Origin of the sequence: Pacificibacter maritimus (assembly GCF_003814915.1) — a bacterium.
Taxonomy (GTDB): domain Bacteria; phylum Pseudomonadota; class Alphaproteobacteria; order Rhodobacterales; family Rhodobacteraceae; genus Celeribacter; species Celeribacter maritimus.
Window position 1 is genome coordinate 95,682 of sequence record NZ_RKQK01000004.1, and the last position, 22,687, is coordinate 118,368.

At 47.5% G+C, this 22,687-nt stretch carries 24 protein-coding genes; 12 read left to right on the plus strand and 12 right to left on the minus strand.

Annotation, left to right across the window (positions count from 1 at the left end):
* Positions 1–143: 143 nt before the first annotated feature.
* Positions 144–2,771: a DNA mismatch repair protein MutS gene (gene mutS, locus EDD53_RS11985; RefSeq protein ID WP_123793929.1), complete on the plus strand. Its 2,628-nt coding sequence runs from the start codon at positions 144–146 to the stop codon at positions 2,769–2,771.
* Here mutS and EDD53_RS11990 read toward each other — a convergent pair.
* Both EDD53_RS11990 and hrcA read right to left on the minus strand, forming a co-directional pair.
* Positions 2,768–3,280 carry a nucleotide exchange factor GrpE gene (locus EDD53_RS11990; protein ID WP_246002394.1) on the minus strand — a complete coding sequence of 171 codons (513 nt, stop codon included), beginning with the start codon at positions 3,278–3,280 and terminating at the stop codon, positions 2,768–2,770. The genes mutS and EDD53_RS11990 overlap by 4 nt on opposite strands.
* Before the next feature lie 49 nt (positions 3,281–3,329).
* Positions 3,330–4,394 (minus strand): heat-inducible transcriptional repressor HrcA, encoded by a 1,065-nt coding sequence (hrcA, locus tag EDD53_RS11995; protein WP_123793570.1) that lies wholly within the window; start codon positions 4,392–4,394, stop codon positions 3,330–3,332.
* 121 nt (positions 4,395–4,515) lie between these two features.
* Between hrcA and rph the strand changes: the two genes are divergently transcribed.
* The 4 genes from rph to hemW are packed head-to-tail and all read left to right on the plus strand — an operon-like array spanning position 4,516 to position 7,383.
* Positions 4,516–5,229 (plus strand): ribonuclease PH, encoded by a 714-nt coding sequence (rph, locus tag EDD53_RS12000; protein ID WP_123793572.1) that lies wholly within the window; start codon positions 4,516–4,518, stop codon positions 5,227–5,229.
* A complete protein-coding gene (gene rdgB / locus EDD53_RS12005; RefSeq protein WP_123793574.1) occupies positions 5,229–5,849 on the plus strand; it encodes an RdgB/HAM1 family non-canonical purine NTP pyrophosphatase in 621 nt (206 codons plus the stop codon). Before rph ends, rdgB begins: the two co-directional genes overlap by 1 nt.
* Positions 5,846–6,229 (plus strand): RidA family protein, encoded by a 384-nt coding sequence (locus EDD53_RS12010; RefSeq protein WP_123793576.1) that lies wholly within the window; start codon positions 5,846–5,848, stop codon positions 6,227–6,229. Before rdgB ends, EDD53_RS12010 begins: the two co-directional genes overlap by 4 nt.
* Before the next feature lie 2 nt (positions 6,230–6,231).
* Positions 6,232–7,383 carry a radical SAM family heme chaperone HemW gene (gene hemW, locus EDD53_RS12015; protein WP_123793578.1) on the plus strand — a complete coding sequence of 384 codons (1,152 nt, stop codon included), beginning with the start codon at positions 6,232–6,234 and terminating at the stop codon, positions 7,381–7,383.
* A 3-nt stretch (positions 7,384–7,386) separates the two neighbouring features.
* On the opposite strand, the gene EDD53_RS12020 is transcribed toward hemW, so the two are convergent.
* The 7 genes from EDD53_RS12020 to hemJ form a co-directional block, all read right to left on the minus strand.
* Positions 7,387–8,301, minus strand: a complete 915-nt coding sequence (locus EDD53_RS12020) for a ParB/RepB/Spo0J family partition protein (protein ID WP_123793580.1) — start codon at positions 8,299–8,301, stop codon at positions 7,387–7,389.
* 3 nt (positions 8,302–8,304) lie between these two features.
* On the minus strand, positions 8,305–9,102 hold the full coding sequence (locus EDD53_RS12025; RefSeq protein ID WP_123793582.1) for a ParA family protein: 798 nt from the start codon (positions 9,100–9,102) through the stop codon (positions 8,305–8,307).
* Positions 9,095–9,712, minus strand: a complete 618-nt coding sequence (gene rsmG, locus EDD53_RS12030) for a 16S rRNA (guanine(527)-N(7))-methyltransferase RsmG (RefSeq protein ID WP_123793584.1) — start codon at positions 9,710–9,712, stop codon at positions 9,095–9,097. Before rsmG ends, EDD53_RS12025 begins: the two co-directional genes overlap by 8 nt.
* Positions 9,709–11,592, minus strand: coding sequence for a tRNA uridine-5-carboxymethylaminomethyl(34) synthesis enzyme MnmG (gene mnmG / locus EDD53_RS12035; RefSeq protein ID WP_123793585.1), 1,884 nt, complete (start codon positions 11,590–11,592; stop codon positions 9,709–9,711). The genes rsmG and mnmG overlap by 4 nt, the downstream gene beginning before the upstream one ends.
* A 15-nt stretch (positions 11,593–11,607) precedes the next feature.
* Positions 11,608–12,897 carry a tRNA uridine-5-carboxymethylaminomethyl(34) synthesis GTPase MnmE gene (gene mnmE / locus EDD53_RS12040; protein WP_123793587.1) on the minus strand — a complete coding sequence of 430 codons (1,290 nt, stop codon included), beginning with the start codon at positions 12,895–12,897 and terminating at the stop codon, positions 11,608–11,610.
* Between the two features lie 25 nt (positions 12,898–12,922).
* On the minus strand, positions 12,923–14,194 hold the full coding sequence (rho, locus tag EDD53_RS12045) for a transcription termination factor Rho (RefSeq protein ID WP_123793589.1): 1,272 nt from the start codon (positions 14,192–14,194) through the stop codon (positions 12,923–12,925).
* A gap of 121 nt (positions 14,195–14,315) precedes the next feature.
* Positions 14,316–14,768, minus strand: a complete 453-nt coding sequence (gene hemJ, locus EDD53_RS12050) for a protoporphyrinogen oxidase HemJ (protein ID WP_123793591.1) — start codon at positions 14,766–14,768, stop codon at positions 14,316–14,318.
* A 407-nt stretch (positions 14,769–15,175) separates the two neighbouring features.
* Here hemJ and EDD53_RS12055 point away from each other — a divergent pair, with 407 nt between their 5' ends.
* Genes EDD53_RS12055 through dnaQ form a run of 4 tightly spaced genes read left to right on the plus strand, consistent with a single transcriptional unit; the run spans position 15,176 to position 17,952 of the window.
* Positions 15,176–15,775 carry a Maf family protein gene (locus EDD53_RS12055; RefSeq protein WP_123793593.1) on the plus strand — a complete coding sequence of 200 codons (600 nt, stop codon included), beginning with the start codon at positions 15,176–15,178 and terminating at the stop codon, positions 15,773–15,775.
* Positions 15,772–16,602 (plus strand): shikimate dehydrogenase, encoded by an 831-nt coding sequence (locus EDD53_RS12060; RefSeq protein ID WP_123793595.1) that lies wholly within the window; start codon positions 15,772–15,774, stop codon positions 16,600–16,602. The genes EDD53_RS12055 and EDD53_RS12060 overlap by 4 nt, the downstream gene beginning before the upstream one ends.
* A complete protein-coding gene (gene coaE, locus EDD53_RS12065) occupies positions 16,599–17,216 on the plus strand; it encodes a dephospho-CoA kinase (RefSeq protein ID WP_123793597.1) in 618 nt (205 codons plus the stop codon). The genes EDD53_RS12060 and coaE overlap by 4 nt, the downstream gene beginning before the upstream one ends.
* Positions 17,209–17,952 (plus strand): DNA polymerase III subunit epsilon, encoded by a 744-nt coding sequence (dnaQ, locus tag EDD53_RS12070; RefSeq protein WP_123793599.1) that lies wholly within the window; start codon positions 17,209–17,211, stop codon positions 17,950–17,952. Before coaE ends, dnaQ begins: the two co-directional genes overlap by 8 nt.
* A gap of 2 nt (positions 17,953–17,954) precedes the next feature.
* Here the strand turns inward: dnaQ and secB are convergent, their stop codons facing one another.
* Together secB and EDD53_RS12080 are read right to left on the minus strand one after the other, a co-directional pair.
* Positions 17,955–18,452, minus strand: coding sequence for a protein-export chaperone SecB (gene secB, locus EDD53_RS12075; RefSeq protein ID WP_123793601.1), 498 nt, complete (start codon positions 18,450–18,452; stop codon positions 17,955–17,957).
* A 57-nt stretch (positions 18,453–18,509) separates the two neighbouring features.
* Positions 18,510–19,004: an FxsA family protein gene (locus tag EDD53_RS12080; protein WP_123793603.1), complete on the minus strand. Its 495-nt coding sequence runs from the start codon at positions 19,002–19,004 to the stop codon at positions 18,510–18,512.
* Positions 19,005–19,173: 169 nt separating this feature from the next.
* Here EDD53_RS12080 and EDD53_RS12085 point away from each other — a divergent pair, with 169 nt between their 5' ends.
* From EDD53_RS12085 to EDD53_RS12095, 3 genes are read left to right on the plus strand one after another with little or no spacing between them, the layout of a single operon-like run.
* Positions 19,174–19,770: a Tim44/TimA family putative adaptor protein gene (locus EDD53_RS12085; protein ID WP_342772326.1), complete on the plus strand. Its 597-nt coding sequence runs from the start codon at positions 19,174–19,176 to the stop codon at positions 19,768–19,770.
* The gene (mltA, locus tag EDD53_RS12090) at positions 19,767–20,810 is read left to right on the plus strand and encodes a murein transglycosylase A (protein WP_123793607.1); all 1,044 of its coding nucleotides are present in this window, start codon (positions 19,767–19,769) and stop codon (positions 20,808–20,810) included. Before EDD53_RS12085 ends, mltA begins: the two co-directional genes overlap by 4 nt.
* Entirely contained in the window at positions 20,807–21,415 is a 609-nt protein-coding gene (locus EDD53_RS12095; RefSeq protein WP_123793609.1) for a Smr/MutS family protein, read from the plus strand. The genes mltA and EDD53_RS12095 overlap by 4 nt, the downstream gene beginning before the upstream one ends.
* On the opposite strand, the gene EDD53_RS12100 is transcribed toward EDD53_RS12095, so the two are convergent.
* Positions 21,401–22,621, minus strand: coding sequence for an MFS transporter (locus EDD53_RS12100; protein WP_123793612.1), 1,221 nt, complete (start codon positions 22,619–22,621; stop codon positions 21,401–21,403). The genes EDD53_RS12095 and EDD53_RS12100 overlap by 15 nt on opposite strands.
* Positions 22,622–22,687: the final 66 nt, after the last annotated feature.

Below are 22,687 nucleotides of genomic sequence, written 5' to 3' on the forward strand. Positions count from 1 at the left end.
TGTCCAACCTTCTTAACCATCCACAGGTGTCCGCTCAACAAAAGAACGCATCGACCCTTTACGCTGCTCAGTCTGTTGTTAAATTAGGGCCAAAATAAACAAGGATCCCACACGTGGCTGCTGAAAAACCAAATGTAACGCCCATGATGGCGCAGTTCCTTGAAATTAAATCTCGCCACCGCGATGCTTTGTTGTTTTACCGCATGGGTGATTTTTATGAGATGTTTTTCGACGATGCTATCGCAGCTGCCGAAGCGCTAGATATCGCTTTGACCAAACGTGGAAAACACGCCGGTGATGACATACCTATGTGCGGCGTACCTGTTCATGCGGCCGAGGGGTATTTTCATACACTTATACGCAAAGGGTTCCGCGTTGCTGTTTGTGAGCAACTAGAAAGCCCCGCCGAGGCAAAAAAGCGTGGCGCGAAGTCTGTGGTCAAACGTGATGTTGTTCGCCTTGTGACGCCGGGGACGCTGACTGAAGACAGTTTGTTAGAAGCGCGCCGTCACAACTTTCTGGCAGCCTATGCAGAAGTTCGCGAGGAAGGCGCTTTAGCTTGGGTCGATATTTCAACAGGAGCGTTTCACGTGATGCCCTGCCCTTTAGTGCGCCTCGCGCCAGAGCTTGCGCGCCTCGCCCCCTCTGAACTCATCGTCTCAGAGGGAAGTGCTGCGAATTGGGCTGAATTAGTCCCTGATTTCGAAGCATCAACAACTCCGCTGTCCCGCAGTTCATTTGACAGCACATCAGCAAAGAAACGGCTACAGGACCTGTTTCAAGTTTCAAGCTTGGATGCATATGCCACATTCGGATTGGCAGAAATATCCGCCATGGGCGCGATCATTGATTATCTTGAAATCACTCAAAAGGGTAAATTGCCTTTAGTTCGCCCGCCACACCGCGAAAACATTGGCGGGGCTATGCAGATTGATGCCGCGACCCGCCGAAATCTAGAAATCACGCATGCCCTGTCTGGTGGACGCGAGGACTCACTGATTGCAGCAATGGATCGTACTTTGACGGCCGCAGGCGGGCGCTTGCTTGAGCGCAGGCTCTCTAGCCCATCTCGCGATGTTAACCTGATTCATCAACGCCTTGATGCCGTCGAATTTGCAGTGTCCAATCGACAAGTCAGCGAGGCTTTGCGCGAGGTTCTGCGCAAAGTTCCCGATATGGAACGCAGCCTATCGCGCCTCGGGTTGGAGCGCGCTGGTCCACGTGATCTTACGGCAATTCGAAATGGTCTGTCACAAGCCTTGGAGGTTTCAAAAAGCTTGAGTAGCATCGACATCCCAGAGCTATTTGAACAGAATATTTCACTACTGCAGGGGCATGGGGCAACGATTGACCTGCTAGATCGCGCTTTGGTCGCAGAGCCGCCTTTATTAGCGCGCGATGGAGGATTCGTCGCGGAAGGCTATAGTGCTGAGCTAGATGAATGCCGCACATTGCGTGATCAAGGGCGCGGGGTGATCGCATCGCTGCAAACACAATACGCCGAACAGACGGGCATCCAATCGTTGAAAATAAAGCATAACAACGTGTTAGGATATTTCATCGAAACAACCGCAGCACATGCGGATAAGATGCTGTCTGCCCCGCTAAATGAATCATTTATTCATCGTCAAACCACCGCAAATCAAGTGCGCTTTACCACATTGGAACTAAGCGAACTGGAGACAAAGATCCACAATGCAGGCGGCCGCGCGCTTGAAATCGAAAAACATATTTTCACCGAACTCTCGCAAGCCGTTTTGACGCAAGCGCCACATATTGCCGAAGCCTCTAAATCGCTTGCGGAAATTGACCTAACGACGTCATTGGCAGATCTTGCTTTGCACGAAAACTGGGCACGCCCCAATGTAGATTCAGGTCGAGCATTCGACATTCAAGGTGGCCGCCACCCAGTTGTAGAGCGCGCATTGCGCAAACAAGGGAATTCGCAATTTGTGGCGAATGATTGTGATCTAACCGACGGGAAAGATGGCGCTGCTATTTGGCTACTGACAGGCCCCAACATGGCGGGTAAATCGACCTTTTTACGGCAAAACGCTCTAATCGCACTGATTGCTCAGATGGGATCTTTTGTGCCCGCTACATCTGCTCACATTGGTATTGTTTCACAGCTGTTTTCGCGCGTTGGCGCCTCTGATGATTTGGCCCGTGGCCGATCAACATTCATGGTAGAAATGGTCGAAACAGCTGCGATTCTAAATCAGGCTGACGATCGTGCATTGGTAATTTTAGATGAAATCGGCCGCGGTACAGCGACCTATGATGGCCTTTCCATCGCATGGGCAACGCTAGAGCATTTGCATGATGTAAATAAGTCTCGAGCATTGTTTGCAACCCATTATCACGAAATGACAGCCCTGTCCGACAAGCTGGAAGGCGCGGATAACGCAACCGTTTCGGTCAAAGAATGGGATGGCGATGTCATCTTTTTACATGAGGTTATCAAGGGTAAAGCGGACAGATCATACGGTGTTCAAGTCGCCAAGCTCGCTGGCCTTCCATCCCTGGTCGTAGACCGCGCTAGAATTGTCTTAGAAGCTTTGGAAAAAGGACAATCGGAAACCAAAACATCCCCCAAAGCGGTGATTGATGATTTGCCGCTATTTTCAGCGACACCTGCGCCACTCCCAACAAAAGTGGAAACGCGCCCAAGCATCGTCAATGAAAAGCTCGCCGAGATCCTTCCCGACGAGCTAACGCCCCGTGAGGCGCTTCAACTACTGTATGAACTCAAATCGCTTGCAGAAACTTAAGCGGGTGTTGAGCTAACCCCAACCTGTGCGGGTCGCAACAGGCGATCATGGATCATAAAGCCGACGTTCATAATTTGGATGATGTCGCCAGCTTTGGTTCCAGGCACAGGGGCTTCGAACATTGCTTCGTGAATGTTAGGATCAAACTTGTCACCCACTTCAGGTGCGACTGCATCGATACCGTGCTTCTTAAACACATTCAAAAGCTCGCGCATGGTCAATTCGATACCGTCGATCAGAGCTTTTTGCGCCTCGCGCTGGTCATCTGTGATTGTGTCTATTGCACGCTTAAGGTTGTCATAGACAGGCAACATATCGCGACCAAGTTTTGAACCACCATAGTTTTCGGCCTCGCGGCGGTCACGCTCTGACCGTTTGCGAGAATTCTCTGCGTCAGCCATTGCGCGCATAAAACGGTCGCGCATCTCATCACGCTCAGCACGCAATTTTTCCAGCTCTTCTTCATTCGCTTCTTCGCCAAGAAATTCGATGGGATCATCGACTTCCATGTCAAATTCTGCATCAAGGTCTTTGTTCGAATCCGTCATATGTCACCTTTTAAGACTTGCTCGACAATATTTTGCCAACAAGCTGCGCCGTGTAATCGACAATTGGCACGATCCGCCCGTAGTTCAACCGAGTCGGGCCTATAACGCCAACAGCACCGATAATTTTTCGTTCTGCGTTCATATAGGGAGAAACCACCAAAGAGGAACCCGAAAGAGAAAAAAGTTTGTTCTCAGAGCCAATAAAAATGCGTACTCCGTCGCCGTCTTCAGCAAGTTCAAGAAATTCGGCTATATCTCGCTTTTGCTCAAGGTCATCAAACAGACTTCGGATTCGCTGCATTTCGTCTTCTTCAGCACCGCTGCCAAGCAAATTCGAACGCCCGCGTACGATTAAACGCGCATTTTGATCGCCTTCGCTTTCCCAAATCGCGTCACCGTTCTCAATCAATTCAGCCGCCAACTTATCCAATTCTTGACGTCGCGTTTTGATTTCAACCTCTACGGTTTTGCGCAATTCAGATAGTGTTTTGCCTTGCGCAAGCGCATTTAGAAAATTCGCGGCCTCTCGCATAGATGAAGCGGTTTGCCCGAGCGGCGGCGAAAATATACGATTTTCCACATGGCCATCAGCGAAAACCAAAACAACTAAAGCGCGCGAAGGATCTAGGCTTACAAATTCGATATGCTTGATTGGTGCTTCATGTTTCGGCGTTAAAACCAAACTGGCACCATGAGTTATACCCGACAAGACCGACCCCACACGATCTAAAGTAGATCCCAGATCATGCTGATCCGCACTGACTGTTTCTTCTATTCTAGCACGGTCAATCTGATCAACTTTTCCGACCTCAAGCAATCCATCAACAAACATTCTAAGGCCCATTTGTGTTGGAATACGGCCTGCCGAAACATGCGGACTATTGAGCAGACCAAGATGCTCCAAATCCGACATCACATTGCGAATGGTCGCCGCTGATACTTTTTCATTCATCGTGCGCGTTAGGCTGCGAGATCCAACAGGGTCACCATTTTCCAGATACCCCTCAACAACACGTCGAAATACTTCACGCGATCTGTCGTTCATTTCGGAAATCAAACTGCTTCGATCTGACATAGGTCCGCCAAAAATTAGATGTAAAAGCACTAAAAAGACATGTGCCCATGGGGTCAATGCCACTTGCGTCGATTGCCCACACTTGTCTATGTCAGGTCAGATGTAAGGCAAAGGATAAAACATGCGACCTTCTGGTAGAGCTTTAGACGAAATGCGCGCGATTTCAATTGAAACAAATGTGACCAAACATGCTGAAGGTTCCTGCATGATCCGTTGCGGCGACACACATGTCTTGTGTACTGCGACACTTGAGCCTCGCGTTCCTCCATTTATGCGCAATTCTGGCCAAGGCTGGGTCACTGCGGAATACGGTATGCTGCCGCGCTCTACCTCATCGCGGATGCGTCGCGAAGCGACCAGCGGCAAACAGGGTGGGCGAACCGTTGAAATCCAACGCCTGATCGGGCGCTCTTTACGGGCTGGCGTTGATCGTGTTGCCTTGGGCGAACGTCAAATCACTGTTGATTGCGATGTGATCCAAGCCGACGGAGGTACGCGCTGCGCATCAATCACAGGCGGTTGGGTCGCACTTCGCCTTGCAGTGAACAAACTGCTAAAGGCCGGAGACATCACTTCTGACCCACTTATTTCAAATGTTGCTGCTGTTTCGTGCGGCATTTATGCTGGCCAACCCGTGCTTGATCTCGATTATCCGGAAGATGCAGAAGCTGGCGTGGATGGCAACTTTATCATGCTTGCAAACGGCCAGCTGATTGAAACGCAAATGAGCGCAGAAGGCGCCACATATTCTCGCGCACAGATGAATGAGTTATTAGATTTGTCAGAAAAAGGCATAGCAGAACTTGTCGCAGCGCAGAATGCAGCGGTGGCCTAATGCGTCAGTTTGATGGAAAAAAGATCGTTCTTGCCTCTCACAACAAAGGCAAGTTGCGCGAAATATCAGCCCTGCTCGCTCCCTTTGGCGTCGAAGTCATCTCAGCAGGCGATCTAGGGTTTGATGAACCCGACGAGACCGAAAACACTTTTGCTGGCAATGCGCGCATTAAGGCGCATTATGCGGCGAAAAAGAGTGGCCTACCTGCGCTTTCTGATGACAGCGGAATCATGGTTGATGCATTGGATGGCGCACCTGGTGTCTACACCGCTGATTGGGCGGAAACCCCGAATGGCCGCGACTTTCCAATGGCAATGAAAAAAGTTTGGGACAAATTGGAGGCCTTAGAAGCTCCTGCACCCCGAACTGCGCGATTTTGTTGTACTCTCTGCCTAGCATGGCCCGATGGTCACGACGAGGTTTTTGAGGGCAAAGTCGAAGGCAGCCTTACTTGGCCCATGCGAGGCGAAAAAGGCTTTGGATTTGATCCTATGTTTGTGCCCCTCGGCTATGATATAACTTTCGCAGAAATGGACCCAGCCAAAAAACAAGCAATGAGTCACCGCGCCGATGCCTTCGCTCAGTTCGTTGCTGGACCCTTCAAGGATTTGAGTAAATGACCAAACGCATTCTCATTTCATCTGGATCAGATTTCGAAAAAACTATGGGTTACTCCCGCGCTGTTGTTCAGGGCGATTGGTGTTTTGTGTCGGGCACCACAGGGTATGACTATTCTGCCATGACAATGCCAAAGCAGGCAGTCGACCAAGCCCGCAATTGCTTTTCCACTATTTCTAAGGCGCTTTCCGATGGTGGATTTGCAATGTCTGATATCGTTCGCGTGCAATACACTATCGTAGACGCAGCTCTGGTAGATCAAGTTTTACCAGCACTCGGCGAAGCATTCGGCGAAATCCGCCCCGCAGCAACAATGATCGTTGCAGATTTGATCAAACCAGAAATGTTAATCGAAATCGAAGTCACAGCGTTCAAGGGGTAATCATGGAAGATTGGCAAAACGGCGGGTTCGGTCTGTACATTCACTGGCCCTTTTGCCAAGCAAAGTGCCCCTATTGTGATTTCAATTCGCATGTTTCCGCTTCAATCAACGAAGAAAGTTGGAAGGCGGCATTTTTGTCAGAAATTGACCGCGTCGCAAATCTCACTCAGGGCCGGTTGCTAAATTCCGTATTCTTTGGCGGCGGTACGCCATCATTGATGTCGCCTGATCTCGTCAATGCACTACTCGACCGCGTGCGATCATCTTGGACGCTTGCAAATGACTGCGAAATAACGCTGGAAGCCAATCCAACGTCGGTCGAAGCGGGTCGTTTTATCGGCTACCATGAGGCGGGCGTAAATCGACTTTCTATGGGAATCCAATCCCTCAGAGATGCGGATTTGAAAGCTTTGGGTCGTATGCACACCGTCGCTGAAGCACGTAGTGCATTCGATATTGCGCGGAACACCTTTGATCGAATTAGCTTTGATCTCATTTACGCGAGACAACAGCAAAGCTTGAATGACTGGAAAAACGAGCTCACCGAAGCGCTAGATATGGCGGCTGACCATTTGTCGCTTTATCAACTGACAATCGAAGAAGGTACTGCCTTTGGAGAGCGGTATTCACGCGGAAAACTGCGAAACCTACCCACAGAAGACACTGCAACAGATATGTATTTTGCCACGCAAGAAATTTGCGATGCCGCTGGGATGTCCGCATATGAAGTGTCTAATCATGCCCAAAATGGATCAGAAAGCCGTCACAACGAGATCTATTGGCGCTATGGCGACTATATTGGCATAGGTCCAGGAGCGCATGGTAGATTAACATTGGATGGTGAAAAGTATGCAACCGATACTCTGTTGTCCCCTGGTCTTTGGCTCGAAAAAGTCCGCAAAACCGGTTCAGGCGAACACAGTAGATCTTTACTGCCCCCTGATGAACAGCTGACCGAATTTCTATTAATGGGTTTGCGCCTCGCTGATGGCATCGACCTCGCGCGCGCCGCAGAAATTTCTGGCAACCCTCTAGAGGTTACAAATCAATTCCTATTCGAAGATGGGCTCGTGAAAATAGAAAAAGGGCGCCTCATGGTCACCCCAAAGGGACGCCCTCTTTTGAATGCAGTTCTACGCGAAATTATTCCCTAGATCCTATCTTCCACGAGATAAGATTTGACACAAAGCATCCAAATCATCTAAATCTTTATAACTTATAGATAAAACACCATTTTCAGCACCGGAAACATGCGTGATATTCACGCTCATTCCAATCGCCGCAGACAAGTCCCCTTCAAGCGCGCGTGTGTCAGAATCCTTCTCTGTGGATACATCCTTGGACCGCGTGCGTGTCTTTGTTGCTGGTTTTTCTTTCTTTGCTAGCTTTTCGGTATCGCGTACAGATAAGCCCTTTTTTACAACTGCGCGCGCCAATTCAGATGGATTGGTTGCAGTAATTAATGCGCGCGCATGCCCTGCCGACAAATCACCGGAGACAACAAAGTTTTGCACATCGCTCGGGAGTTGCAATAAGCGCATAAGATTGGCGATATGGCTGCGGCTTTTCCCTAGCGCTTCAGCGAGTTTTTCTTGGGTATGGCCAAACTTTTCCATCAACTGCTTATATCCAGCTGCTTCCTCGATTGAATTGAGGTCTGCGCGCTGAATATTCTCGATAATAGCGACCTCAAGAACCTCGATATCATCGTATTCGCGAATGATAATCGGAATATCGTGACGTTTCGCCAATTGGGACGCACGCCAGCGGCGTTCACCTGCCACGATTTCAAAGTTTTCTTTAACACGCGGACTAGGGCGCACGATCAGCGGTTGAATAACGCCCTTTTCACGAATTGAGTTGGCCAAATCATCCAAATCCGCTTGAACAAACTGCCGTCTGGGCTGATCAGGGTTGGGCTCAACGCGTTCAATCGGAACAACCATATCAGCACGGCGCGTAGTTGTTTCCTGATCGAGCATCACTGGATCATTCGGAATATCCGCCATCAATGCGGAAAGGCCACGACCAAGGCCACGCGCTTTATTCTGCTTGTTTGGGGTCGATGCCATGGTCTATCTCCGTTTACCTAAAAGTTCTGTGGCCAAGGCACGATATGCTTGGCTACCCTTTGAATGGGTATCATAATCGAGCACTGGAAGCGCAAAAGAAGGTGATTCACTGATACGTACGTTGCGCGGAATAACTGTTTTAAACACCAAATCTTGCAAATTATCACGCGCATCCTGTTCGACTTGTCGTGATAAATTATTGCGCTGGTCGTACATTGTTAACACAATCCCTTCGATACGCAGGTTTGGATTAGCCGTTTGGCGCACCTCACGAACGGTCAACATAAGCTGTGAAAGCCCTTCCAGTGCGAAAAATTCACTCTGAAGCGGCACCAAAACCGTGTCCGATGCGACCATAGCATTTACGGTGAGCAAGCTCAGCGACGGAGGACAGTCGATCAATATATAATCAAGAGCAAAAGAATCCATTGCATGCTGTCGCAGCGCATCATGCAGCAGAAAGCTACGTTTTTCGTTGGCGACCATTTCCATATCGGCCGAGGACAAATCAATCGTTGCTGGAGATATATATAATCCCTCAATATCAGTGGATTGAATGATTTCATCCAGATCGACATCCCCCATGATCAAATCATAGGTGGTTCTCTCTCGCGCACTCGCTTCAACTCCTAGGCCTGTTGAAGCATTCCCTTGAGGATCTAGATCGACCACCAAAACACGCATCCCAGTTTCGACAAGGGCAGCGGCGAGATTGATAGTAGTCGTCGTTTTTCCTACCCCACCCTTTTGATTAGCAATTGCAATAATTTTTGCAAACTCTGGGCGAATAATGTCAGACACGTGCAATATTCCCTACTTTTAAAACGACAGAGTTTTCATCTGTTTGGCTTTGATACTCGATTACGTCAAATTTCCACTCCAACCGAGCAGTTTCGATTTCTTCTTTGAAGCTTACACCTTTCGGGAACAGCGCAACCCCGCCAGATGACAGATGTAATACCGCAAACTCAAGCAATTTTTCGAGTGATGCCAAGGCCCGCGCAGACAGAATATCAGCATTAAAACAATTCAGCTTTTCAATTCGTTCTGAATGGACCGAAATTTTTATACCCACCTCTCGCGCGACATTACGCAGAAATGTCGCTTTTCTGATATCAGACTCAACAAGGTGAAATTCTATTTGAGGCGCAGCGTCTGCGGCCATTATTGCGCAAACCAAACCAGGAAAACCCCCACCTGAACCAATATCAACCCAAGTTTTAGAACTGTCTGATTTGAGATCAAACACTTGCATTGAATCGATGAAGTGACGATTCCGAAGATCATTAAGAGATAATTTGGAAACCAAATTTATTGCTGGATTCCATTTTTTTAAAAGATCTTCATATACTTCTAATCTGTCCGATGTTTCACGTGAAACATTTGGAAACACGTTATTACTTAAGGTCATTTAGCAGCTACTTTTTTCGAAGAAGATTGACGCAATTTGGCCAAAATAAGCGTTGATGCGGCTGGCGTCATCCCTTCAACGCGCGAAGCCTGCCCGATTGTTTGAGGTCTTACAAGGATGAGTTTGCTACGCAGTTCATTTGATAAGCCACGCAGCTCTGTATAATCAAAATCGTCTGGAATACTATGCGCTTCATCGCGTTTCATTTTCTCTACGTCACGATTTTGACGCTCGATATAGTTTGCATATAACGCATCGCAGGATAGTTGAGACTGAATTTCAGGATCAACATCGCCAAATTTCGCATCAAGAGCGATCAAATTAGTGAAATCAACATCTGGAAACGCCAGAATTTCATAGGCGTTGCGCTTATTTCCATCCGCACTGACGCGAATACCACCCCTCAACAATTCCTTTGGCGAAAATGTTTTTGATTGCAAATACTCTCGCGCTCTCGACAGTCGCTCCATTTTTTCATCAAACGCAGCTTTACGGTCCTCTCCAACAACGCCTAGACTATAACCTAAACCAGTTAAGCGCTGATCCGCGTTGTCAGCGCGCAGGGTTAATCGAAATTCTGCTCGAGACGTAAACATACGGTAAGGTTCAGATACGCCGCGTGTGATCAAGTCATCGATCATAACACCGATGTAGGAATCAGATCTGCTGAATGTAACTTGATCCTCGCCTAATGATAACTTGGACGCGTTCAATCCTGCGACTAAGCCCTGTGCTGCTGCTTCTTCATATCCGGTTGTGCCATTGATCTGACCTGCCAAAAACAAGCCTGGTACATCTTTTACTTCCAGCGTTGGCCTAAGGGCGCGCGGGTCAACATAATCATATTCAATCGCATAACCAGGCTGTAAAATTTCAACATTCTCTAGACCAACAATAGAACGTACATATGCCTCTTGAACGTCAACTGGCAAGGATGTGGAAATTCCATTTGGATATACCGTGTCGTCATCTAGCCCTTCTGGTTCCAGAAAAATCTGATGTGATGTTTTATCCGCAAAGCGTACAACTTTATCTTCAATTGATGGGCAATAGCGCGGCCCTACCCCATCAATATGACCACCATACATGGCAGAACGTTCAAGATTGTCTCGAATAATCTGGTGCGTTTTCTCATTGGTATGAGTAATTCCGCATGATACTTGGCGTGCAGGAGGTGTTTTGTTCATAAACGAAAACATCACTGGTAAGTCATCACCAGGCTGTTCTTCTAACACTTCCCAATTAATGGTCTTCCCATTTAAACGCGGTGGCGTTCCGGTTTTTAACCGTCCCATAGGGAGCCCAAACCCATATAAACGATCAGCCAGCGCAATAGATGGCTGATCACCCATGCGACCACCAGAGTGATTTTGGTCACCTATATGAATAATACCGTTTAGAAACGTGCCCGTTGTTAAAACCACTGCGCCAGCATTTAAATTGCCTTTATCGCCAAGAGATACTCCCGTGACCTTTCCACCAGACATTACCAAATCCGTGACTTCACCTTCGATGATTGTGAGGTTCGGTGTTTTTGATAGCTCTGAAAGCATTTCTTCACGATAGATTTTACGGTCAGCCTGAGCGCGTGGCCCCTGAACGGCAGGCCCTTTTCGACGATTCAGTAAGCGATATTGAATACCTGCTTTGTCGGCGATACGCCCCATCACCCCATCAAGCGCATCAACTTCACGTACTAAGTGGCCTTTGCCCAATCCGCCAATAGCAGGATTACAAGACATTACACCGATATTCTCAATTTTTAGCGTCACAAGGGCGGTTTTAGCGCCTGTACGCGCAGAAGCTGCAGCTGCATCTGCACCAGCATGACCACCACCAACGACAACGACATCATAATCTTGTTGTTTCACGTGAAACATTCCTTAGATCTATGGTTATTTACCAATGCAAAAACTTGAGAAAATCTCATCTAAAAGATTCTCAACATCCACGCGACCAACCAGTGCATCTAGCGCACGGATCGCCGTACGCATGTCTTCAGCTGCCAATTCAGCGCGTTCTGAGCCCATCAATACCTGATCTCGTCCCGATTCTAAAGTAGTCAAAGCAGTTGTCATAGCTATACGATGGCGTTCATGTGTCGCAGTTGATGCACCTGCGGCCAGTAAGGATAGACGTTCACAGATTAAACCAACAAGTTTTTCAATGCCTTGGCCTGTATGACCCGATACTGACAACGACGATTCTGATCCGTCATCATCTTTACCAATAAGCACAATATCGCCATCTCTGGGCGGTATTTCAGGCATGTCATCCTTTGATAGCAATAGAATAACACGTAAGTCTGCCATATTAGCGCGCTCTTTCGCACGCGCTATACCAAATGTTTCAACTACGTCAGTTGTCTCGCGCAGCCCAGCGGTATCCAAAAGCGTTACCGGTAATCCAGAAAGCTCCATGCGCACTTCAATTACATCACGGGTTGTACCCGCAACTTCAGAAGTGATCGCGGCTTCGCGCCCCGCTAAGGTATTTAAAAGGGTAGATTTTCCCACGTTTGGCGGGCCTACAATAGCGACTTCAAACCCCTCTCGAATACGTTCAGAAATTCGAACCCCAGACACTTCTGCTTCGAGTTCCAACATTACATTCGCAAGCAATTCGAGCACTTCTGGCGAGACATCGACAGGGACTTCCTCATCTGCGAAATCAATCGTTGCCTCAATGAGTGCAGCCGCTCTGATCAAAGATGTGCGCCAGCCTGCAGCTTTATCCCCTAGCGCACCTGATAAAATACGCATCGCTTGTTTACGCTGCGCTTCGGTTTCTGATTCAATTAAATCAGCGAGGCCTTCGACCTGTGCAAGATCTAGACGCTCGTTTTCCAACGCTCTACGGGTAAATTCCCCTGCCTCGGCCAAACGCAAACCTTCAAAATTTGATAATTCTTCAAGGACCGATTTTACGATAGCAACAGAACCGTGCAATTGAAGTTCAGCACTTTGTTCGCCCGTAAAAGACGCGCCTTGTTCAAAACAAATCACCAAAGCTTCGTCTATAATCTCGCCATGTGCGTTTTTTAGACTGCGTAAAGACGCATAGCGCTGCTTTGGAACAGAGCCGGATAGCTTTTCAACAGTCCAAAATGCAAGAGGTCCGGAAATCCGGACCACAGCAACGCCTGCTTTTCCTCTTGCGGACGCAAGAGCATAAATCGTATCCATAGGCTAACCCATTGATAATTATATTTTATGCATTCATAGAATCGAAAAATTCCGCATTCGATTTTGTTTGCTTGAGTTTTGATATCAAGAATTCGATCGCATCTGTCGTGCCCATTGGATTTAGAATGCGGCGCAACAAATATGTTTTCTGAAGATCTTTCGAATCTACTAAAAGCTCTTCTTTGCGCGTACCAGATTTCAAAATATCCATCGCAGGGAACACGCGCTTATCAGCAACTTTACGATCCAACACAATTTCAGAGTTACCAGTCCCTTTAAATTCCTCAAAGATGACTTCATCCATGCGTGATCCTGTATCAATCAAAGCTGTGGCGATGATTGTCAAAGATCCACCCTCTTCGATGTTACGCGCAGCACCAAAAAAGCGCTTAGGACGCTGCAGAGCATTTGCATCAACACCACCTGTCAAAACCTTACCCGAAGACGGCACAACAGTGTTAAAAGCGCGACCAAGACGGGTGATAGAATCCAGTAAGATCACTACATCACGTTTATGTTCGACAAGACGTTTAGCTTTCTCGATCACCATTTCAGACACGGCAACGTGACGTGATGCAGGCTCATCGAAGGTTGATGAAATCACTTCACCATTCACAGACCGTTGCATGTCTGTCACCTCTTCTGGGCGCTCATCAATCAAAAGCACGATCAAATAGCATTCAGGATGGTTAATACCGATTGAGGTCGCGATATTTTGCAACAAAACAGTTTTACCGGTCCGCGGCGGCGCAACAATCAAGGACCGCTGACCTTTACCAATCGGCGCTACAAGATCGATGATCCGTGCAGAACGATCTTTTAGTGTTGGATCTTCGATTTCCATATTCAACCGTTCGTTCGGATAGAGCGGCGTTAGGTTGTCGAAATTGATTTTATGACGAGATTTTTCAGGCTCTTCAAAGTTAATCTGCGTAACCTTGGTGATGGTAAAGTAGCGCTCATTGTCGTTTGGCGCTTGCATCAACCCTTCGACAGTATCGCCTGTTCTCATCCCGAACTGACGTAAAATTTCTGGCGACACGTAAATATCATCTGGGCCTGGCAAGTAATTTGCTTCAGGCGACCGTAAAAAGCCGAACCCATCTTGCAAAACCTCCAAAACGCCGTCGCCTGTAATTTCCCAATCTTCTTCAGCACGCTCTTTCAGGATTGAGAACATCATCTCACCCTTACGCATTGTAGAAGCGTTTTCAATTTCAAGTTCTTCCGCCATTGAAAGTAAATCTTTAGGCGTTTTTGCTTTAAGATCAGAAAGATTTAGGGAGTTAACAGTCATCAAGACATCCAAACTTAGAACGCAAAGCGATCAGTTTCATATTGGTGTGAAATATCCCAGTAAGCCGGACGGCAGGGATTTAAGGATCAATAGCCAGACTATCCTTGCGAGTCAATCTATCTCAGATAGGGCGTGCGATAATCATAACGACGATCACAATCATTAAAACGGTAGGGAGTTCATTCATCAAACGATAATGTTTACCACTACGGCTATTTTCACCCTGCACAAAGTCTTTTCGTCTAACAGCACACCAATGATGGAACCACGTCATAGCGATGACGCAAAAGGCTTTTATCCAAGGCCATGCATCCGTCCAGTCAATCACGCCTGGTGTCAACACCAGTAAAAGCCCAAAGATCCATGTGGAAATTGCTGCAGGGTTCATGATTAGTTTTAAAAGCTTTTTTTCCATGTCTTGGAATAAGAGATCTGTTTCACTACCGACTGTCACGTTTTCGGTATGACGGACAAACAATCTAGGTAGATAAAAAATACCAGCCATCCATGCGATCACGGAAATCACATGCAATGATTTAGTCCATGGATATAGGTCCAACAGTAAATAGCTCATTTCAAGCACTCCAAGTTTCAGTGCCCTATTAAAATAATATAAGAAAGAAAGAAAAGATGATGTTGTTTGTAGGGCCTGTGGATCATGTGGATTAACGGCTTATCCAAAAACTTATATCCACTGATAGAAATCTAATAATGTGAAATGAAAATCTGGGGATATTTCTTAAAAACCCAATATTAATAAAGCATTAAATAGAAAATCTCTTTGGAATAACTTTTAGGATAAAGTTTAATTAAGTCTAAATATGAATTTTATTAACAGGCAAAAAAATAATTAGTCCACTCAGGAAAACATGATCAAGTTTTTTGGAAAACAGTCGACTTTTCCCCAAGGTCTATCCGTGCCATGGTTATCCCGATAAGCGCCAACACAGTTTGGACAGTTTTTTCCACAGGATCATCAACATGCCCCAAAATTTAATTCTGGCCTCGGGGTCGTCGATTCGTCAGACTTTGCTCTCAAATGCGAATGTATCATTTGATATAAATGTGCCGCGTATTGATGAAGATAGTATTAAGGATGCGTTGATTGCCGATAAAACGCCCCCCCGCGATATTGCCGACGCATTGGCCGAGGGCAAAGCCCGTAAAATTTCATTGAAACACCCCGAAGCTATTGTTCTGGGATGCGATCAGGTTTTGTCATTCCAAGGCCAGTTGTTTTCGAAACCAAAAGATCGCAGCGAGGCAAAAGATCAGCTTCTACGTCTAAATGGCGAGCGGCATAAATTGTTTTCCGCCGCAGTTATTTACGAACTAGGCGCTCCAAAGTGGCGATTTATCGGTGAAGTTAAATTGCAAATGAAACAAAATTCCGAAAGCTACCTAGACGATTATCTAACGCGCAATTGGGATTCCGTGCAAAATTCAGTGGGAGGCTATAAATTGGAAGAAGAAGGGTCCCGCTTGTTTTCACGCATTGACGGCGATTATTTCACCGTTTTAGGTTTGCCGCTCCTAGAAATACTTGGATACCTAGGTCAAACAGGAGCAATTTCATCATGAGTGTTAAAATTCCAATGGCAGGTGTAATTGGATCACCAATTGGTCACAGCCGTTCGCCAGATTTGCATGGTTTTTGGTTAAAACGCTACGGTATCCAAGGTCATTATGTGCATTTAGATGTGGCACAAAGCGATCTAGAACAAGTCTTGCGTGCGATGCCGAAAATGGGGTTTGTGGGCGCAAATGTCACAATTCCACACAAAGAAACCGTTCTCGGAATCGCAGATATCGTAACCGATCGCGCAGCGCTTATCGGGGCGGCAAACACACTGATTTTCCGACCAGATGGCAAGTTGCATGCTGATAATACTGACGGTTACGGATTTGTTGAAAATCTAAGATCAAATGCAAAATGGGACCCTAAAGCAGGCCCTTCTGCCATTTTTGGTGCTGGCGGCGCAGCGCGCGCCGTGATTGCATCGCTACTGGATGTCGGTGTGGATGAAATTCGCATCACCAATCGCACAAGATCGCGTTCTGATGCCTTGAAAGCTGAATTTGGTAGTAAAATCACTGTTTACGACTGGGTGCATGCTGCCGATATGCTCGAAGGTGCGATGACAGTTGTGAATTCGACCTCGATGGGCATGGTTGGTAAAAGCGAATTCAATATCTCTTTAAATGCCCTTTCACCGAAAGCAGTTGTCACTGATCTCGTTTATACGCCTCTGCGTACAGAGTTTCTTGAAAAAGCGGCTCAGAATGGTTGCCAAACCGTTGATGGTCTCGGAATGTTGCTGCATCAGGCTGCACCCGGTTTTGAACGCTGGTTTGGTGTGGCCCCCGTTGTAGATGATGAAACGCGGCAAGTTTTGCTTTCAACATGACACAGTCACGCCAATTCGTAATCGGCCTTACAGGGTCGATTGGTATGGGAAAGTCGACAACCGCGCAGATGTTTCGATCGCTCGGCATACCAGTTTGGGATGCTGACCAAACCGTACATGATCTTTATTCACAAAACGCCAATGCGATTTCTAAAATTGCAAAACTATGTCCCGAAGCCGCGACTTCCGAGGGTGTTGATCGTAGTGTTTTGAAAAATTGGATCAAGACCACCACCGATGGTTTAAAGAAAATCGAAGCAATCATTCATCCCTTAGTTGCTACGGAAAGACAGGCATTTTTAGACACTAACCTTTCTAAAATTGTAGTTTTAGACGTGCCGCTTTTGTTTGAAACAGGGCTAGTCGATCATGTGGATTACGTCGTAGTCGTATCCGCGCCGGCTGATGTTCAAAGGGAAAGAGTACTCGCAAGGCCCGACATGACACTCCAGCAGTTCGACTACATTCTGTCCAAGCAAATGCCAGACGCCGAAAAACGTAGTTTAGCTGATGCTGTCGTTGAAACGCTTACCCTTGAAACAGCGCAAAGAGCAGTGCAAAACATCGTGGCTGAGATCCAAGAAAACCTGATCAAAGAGAATTCTAATGCGTGAAATCGTTCTTGATACTGAAACCACAGGATTCGATCCCTTAACAGGGGACAGATTGGTTGAAATTGGTGCGATTGAACTGGACAATCACTTAGCAACAGGGCGGACATACCACCAATATATCAATCCTAAGCGCACTATGCCTGCAGGTGCCTTCGGGGTGCACGGTATTGGCCCCGATATCCTTGAACCACCCCGCCCCGCACGCGCGGATGAAGTCACGCTTCTTGATAAGCCAGTGTTTAAAGATATCGCGCAGGACTTTTTGGATTTTATCGGCGACAGCACCCTTGTGATACACAATGCGTCTTTTGATATTAAATTTCTGAATGCTGAGCTTAAGACAGCGGGTTTGCGTCAAATACCTTGGGAACAGGCCCTCGATACATTGGCAATAGCGCGTAAAAAATTCCCTGGCTCACCGGCAACGCTCGATGCGTTGTGTCGTCGGTTTCACATCGACAATTCAAACCGCACATTGCACGGCGCTTTGCTGGATTCTGAAATTTTAGCGGAAGTTTATTTGGAATTAATTGGTGGTCGTCAGCCAGATCTGGTTTTAGCCCCAACCCCTAAAGATGATGACAAATCCGACGCAGCAGCGCAGGCTGGTACATGGCGTCCATCGCGGCGCCCAAAACCACTGCCAAGCCGCCTTACAGACAAAGAAGCCGCCGACCATGCTGCCTTTGTTGAGGCGATGGGCGACGGCGCTTTGTGGACTAAAACCAATAGTTAGGCCTAGTTGGTTGGGGCATCGCCTTTTTGCGCTTCAGCACGGCGTTGCAGATCTTGGCGGTATAATTGTACGAAATCGATGTTGTCCAAGTTGAGTGGCGGGAAGCCACCATCACGGGTTACATCGTGTACGATACGGCGTGTGAATGGGAATAACATACGAGGGCATTCGATCATCAAGAAAGGATGCATCTGCGCGTCTGGCACATTTTCGATGTGGAAAATGCCTGCGTAATCCAACTCAAGAATGAACAAAGTGTTCTCACCATTCTCGGTTTCAGATTTTACATTCAACTTGATCGCGATTTCGAACTGGTGCTCTGCGCCTTCGCGCTTTTTCGCATCAAGAGCAACCTGCACAGAAATATTCGGACGACCGTCAGCCTTTAAGCCTTTTTGCGCAAGAATATTTTCAAAAGACATATCACGCACAAATTGGCCCAAAATTTGCATTTTGACTTGTTCCGCCGCTGGTGCTGTTGCTTCTTCTGTATCAGCCATGTGTATTTCCTCAAAAAGACTAAAGTTGACGCTTTGTATCAGGTTGAAAAAGCCGGCTCAATGGCGCGTCCAACCTGAGGGGCTATTATTGTCGTTATCTTCGCTTGAAACATTTTCCCACTCGCCATCAATCACGTTTGGATCTTGCGGTTTTGGTCTTGCGCCAGCCTCAAAATGTGATCCACCGCCGACGGTAAAGCTTTGCAATTTGATACGCTTACGCATTTCAATAAACATTTTGGTTCGAAATGCAGGGATCAGAAGTAAAAAACCCACAAAATCGGTGAAAAAGCCTGGCGTTAAAAGCAAGGCGCCAGAAAACAAAATCATAGCCCCATGGGCAAGTGGTTCACTGGGGTCGCGCAATTCTCCGAACGAGTTTCTGACCTGAGACAAGGCCAGCGCTCCTTGTTGACGTACCAAATACGTACCAAGTACAGCCGTCAAAATCACGATCGCCAATGTGGACAGCAATCCAATGGCGCCACCGACTTGAATAAACAAAGCGATTTCAATCACGGGGACTGCGACAAAAAGAGCAAATAACCACATAGAATGACCTTTCAAATTTCTTGCGACTGGTGGACTTGGTACCACCGACAACCTACATAGGAACAAAGAGCGCATTTTACTACGCTCCATTGGAAAAGAGGTATCGATGGACAGTTCACTGGTCTCCCTTCTGGTTCTGGCCGGAATAGCAGTTTTTTTGGTTTTGCGATTGCGAAACATTCTTGGTACGCGTGATGGCTTTGAACAGCCACGCACAGATCCGCTGAAGCAAAACGAAGATCCCAAACGCCAGTTTGAGGTGATTGAGGGTGGCGTTGATCACGATATCGTGGATAACGTACCTGAGGGATCGCGCGCTGCGGAAAACCTAGCTGAATTAAAGCGCAACGAACCTGACTTTTCTGTGTCTGACTTTTTGACAGGCGCAAGTTCAGCTTACGAAATGATCTTGATGGCCTTCGAAAACGGCGATCTTTCTTCTGTTTCTGACTTTATTTCGGACGATGTCGAAGAAGCCTTCCAGTCTGTAATCGACAGCCGCAAAGATGCAGGCCTGACCGTTGAAGCACAGTTCATTGGCCTGCATGAAACACAGATCATCGATGTTGAAATCGACAAAGACGCCAACGAAGAAGAAATCAAAGTGCGCTTCGTCTCAGAAATCACCACTGTGGCGCGCAATGATGAGGGTGTGATTGTCGAAGGCGATCCAAACAAGATCAAACGCCAAAAAGATATATGGGTTTTCGCGCGCGAGATCGGCAGCGCCAATCCAAATTGGCAACTGGTGGCAACTGGCGCATGACTTTAACGGGGCTTGCAGGTGCTGCTTTGGCAGCCGTGCTGGCCCTGTCAGCGCCCGCCTATAGTGAGGGCGAAACCGTGGCAAAACTCCTTTCCTTTTCCGACTTAGACGGTTGGGATGAAGATGCGCACGATGAAGCTCTCAGAGTTTTTCTAAATTCTTGCGACCGCATCAAAGGGTTTGAGTGGCCGCAAGTCTGCCGCGTCGCAAGTCAGCAAACCAATGCCAAAACTTTCTTCGAATTATTCTTTCGCCCTGTCCTGATCGAAGATGCAAACGACGCTTTGTTTACTGGGTATTTCGAACCAGAGCTGTCTGGATCTTTGACCAGAACCGCCAAATACCGCTACCCAGTGTATAGTTTGCCAAAAGACAGAACCGCACGCTCACCCTATTATACGCGGCGTGATATTGGCGAGGGTGCGCTTGCAGGCCAAGGCTTAGAAATTGCTTGGGTCGACGATCCCGTGGAATTGTTTTTTTTGCAGGTCCAAGGATCGGGACGTATTCAACTTACAAACGGCAGTACAATTCGTATCGGATATGCGGGTCACAACGGGTATAACTACAATTCGATTGGCAAAGAACTCATCAATCGCGGTGTCTATTCTGAACACCAAGTGTCTGCGCAGGTGATCAAGAATTGGGTCCGCAGAAATCCCGTTGAGGGCCAGGAATTATTATACACAAATCCGTCATATGTTTTTTTCACTCGGCGCGATGAGTTGGATGCTGCCTCAGGTCCTATCGGTGCAATGAGCAGATCTATAACTCCCATGCGCAGTATTGCGGTGGATCCCGCTTATATCACTCTTGGCGCGCCCGTCTGGGTGGAAAAAGACGGTAATGAACCCCTAAGGCGTCTGATGATTGCGCAAGATACGGGGTCCGCAATCAAAGGGGCACAGCGCGCCGATGTATTTTATGGTACGGGTGACACAGCAGGTGAATTGGCAGGTCGTATTCGTGACACGGGACGCATGGTTGTTTTGATGCCAATTCAACTTGCTTACGGATTAGAGGAACAGAATGAAACATGAAACGGCGCGGCAAAAAAACACTGAGTGACGAAGATCGCTCGTTGTGGGAAGAGGTCAAAAAGACCACGATTCCTTTGCATGCACAGCCTATGCCCCTGCAGGATATGGGTGAGCTTGTGCCAAAACCCATTGAACGCGTTGAGACTGCTAAACCTCTGCGTCAACAGATCAAAGAATTCAGTTTGGGCAGCAAGGCAAAAACACCACCGCCCAACCACAGCCTGATGCCATCTATTTCTGAAGCTCTTAAACAAGCGCCCGTGCAAATGGATTATAAAAAATTTGCAAAAATGCGGCGTGGTAAACTTGCACCTGAAGCGCGTATTGATCTTCACGGTATGACAGTTGCACAGGCGCATCCCGTTTTGACCGATTTTATCTTGTCATCTCACGCGCGCGGTTTGCGACTTGTTTTGGTGATTACAGGAAAAGGCAAAGATCGCGATCAAGGCGGCCCAATTCCTACACCTATAGGTATTTTAAAAAATCAATTACCTCACTGGTTGCGCTCTGCGCCTTTGCGTTTGGTGGTTATGCAAGTGACCGAAGCGCATTTATCACATGGCGGTTCAGGGGCGTATTACGTGTATCTACGCCGTAGCTAGCAGTCTGCGCGCATAGCGCATGCCAATATAGGCAAGCGCGGCAGTTAAGGTCATATAGGTGGCATAACCGATCAACTGCACCTTCATCGTAATATCTGCATCAATTAATATACCCGATACGCCTGGCCCAATTGCAGACCCAAATACCATTACAGCAGCCCCAGCAGCTTTGATCGCGCCAAGATGTTGGGTGCCATAGCTTTCAGCCCAAAAGGCGCCAATCATCGGCCCCTGCCCGCCCGTACCAATGCCCACAATTGTCATCGCAAAAGATGCCCAGACCAAATTCGGTGACAAAGAAAGTGCAATGAAACCGACAGCAAACGGTATTGCTAAAAGTGGCAAAATACGCACAGCCCCCCATCTATCGACAGCAATACCCGATAGAAAATTCATAGCAACGGATCCAAGGGTCATCAGCGGAAACAACGCAACAAAATGAATCAACTCCCAACCCTTTTCTTCAACCAATGTCACTTGTTGGAAAAACAGTGCTGTGATCCAAATGGGCGGCCCCAACAAAAAGGGTAAACACACCCAAAACAGCCAGTGGCGCAACATCGCGCTACGGCTCCAATGCTTGCCGTTCATCCCAAGGGTGTAGTTGGTTTTTGCAATTGACTGTGGTGTGCGCTCTTCGCGCAAAAGCGACAAAATGAGTGGTACCAAAACCACCGACAAAATCGCAGCAAAAACCCAGAGTTCGCGCCAGCTAAAATACGCCATGAGCGATACAAAAATGAATGGCAAGATCGCGTTGCCAGCCGCATTTCCCAGCGATGCAATTGATAAAGCGCGGCCTCGGGTTCCGTGAAACCAACGTGCCATTGCGACCATAGCAATATGCACCGACATACCCTGTCCGCCAAAGCGTAAGGCAAAGATGATGAAAATTAAAGACAATGCTGTCGGCGCGGCCGCCATCGCCAAGCACGCCAAACCAAGCCCCACCAAGGCGATCGGCGCAAGTCGCCGCACGCGAAATTTGTCGGTCAAAGTGCCCGCCCAAATCATAACCAAAGCCGAGGCCATGGTTCCAGCGGAATAAATCCAGCCCCAAGCACTGTTGCTTAAGCCAAATTCATTTCGAATTTCACCAGCAAATACCGATATAAAATAGGTTTGTCCGTAAGATGATGTTAGGCACAGCAAAAACCCTACCAGTAACCAGCGGGCGTTCTGAACGATAAATTGGGTATAGGTCATATGCGTGGTTTACGCCGTCTACCGAGAAAGAAAAGCGGATTTTGACGGCGTAAGCTAAATCTAGGC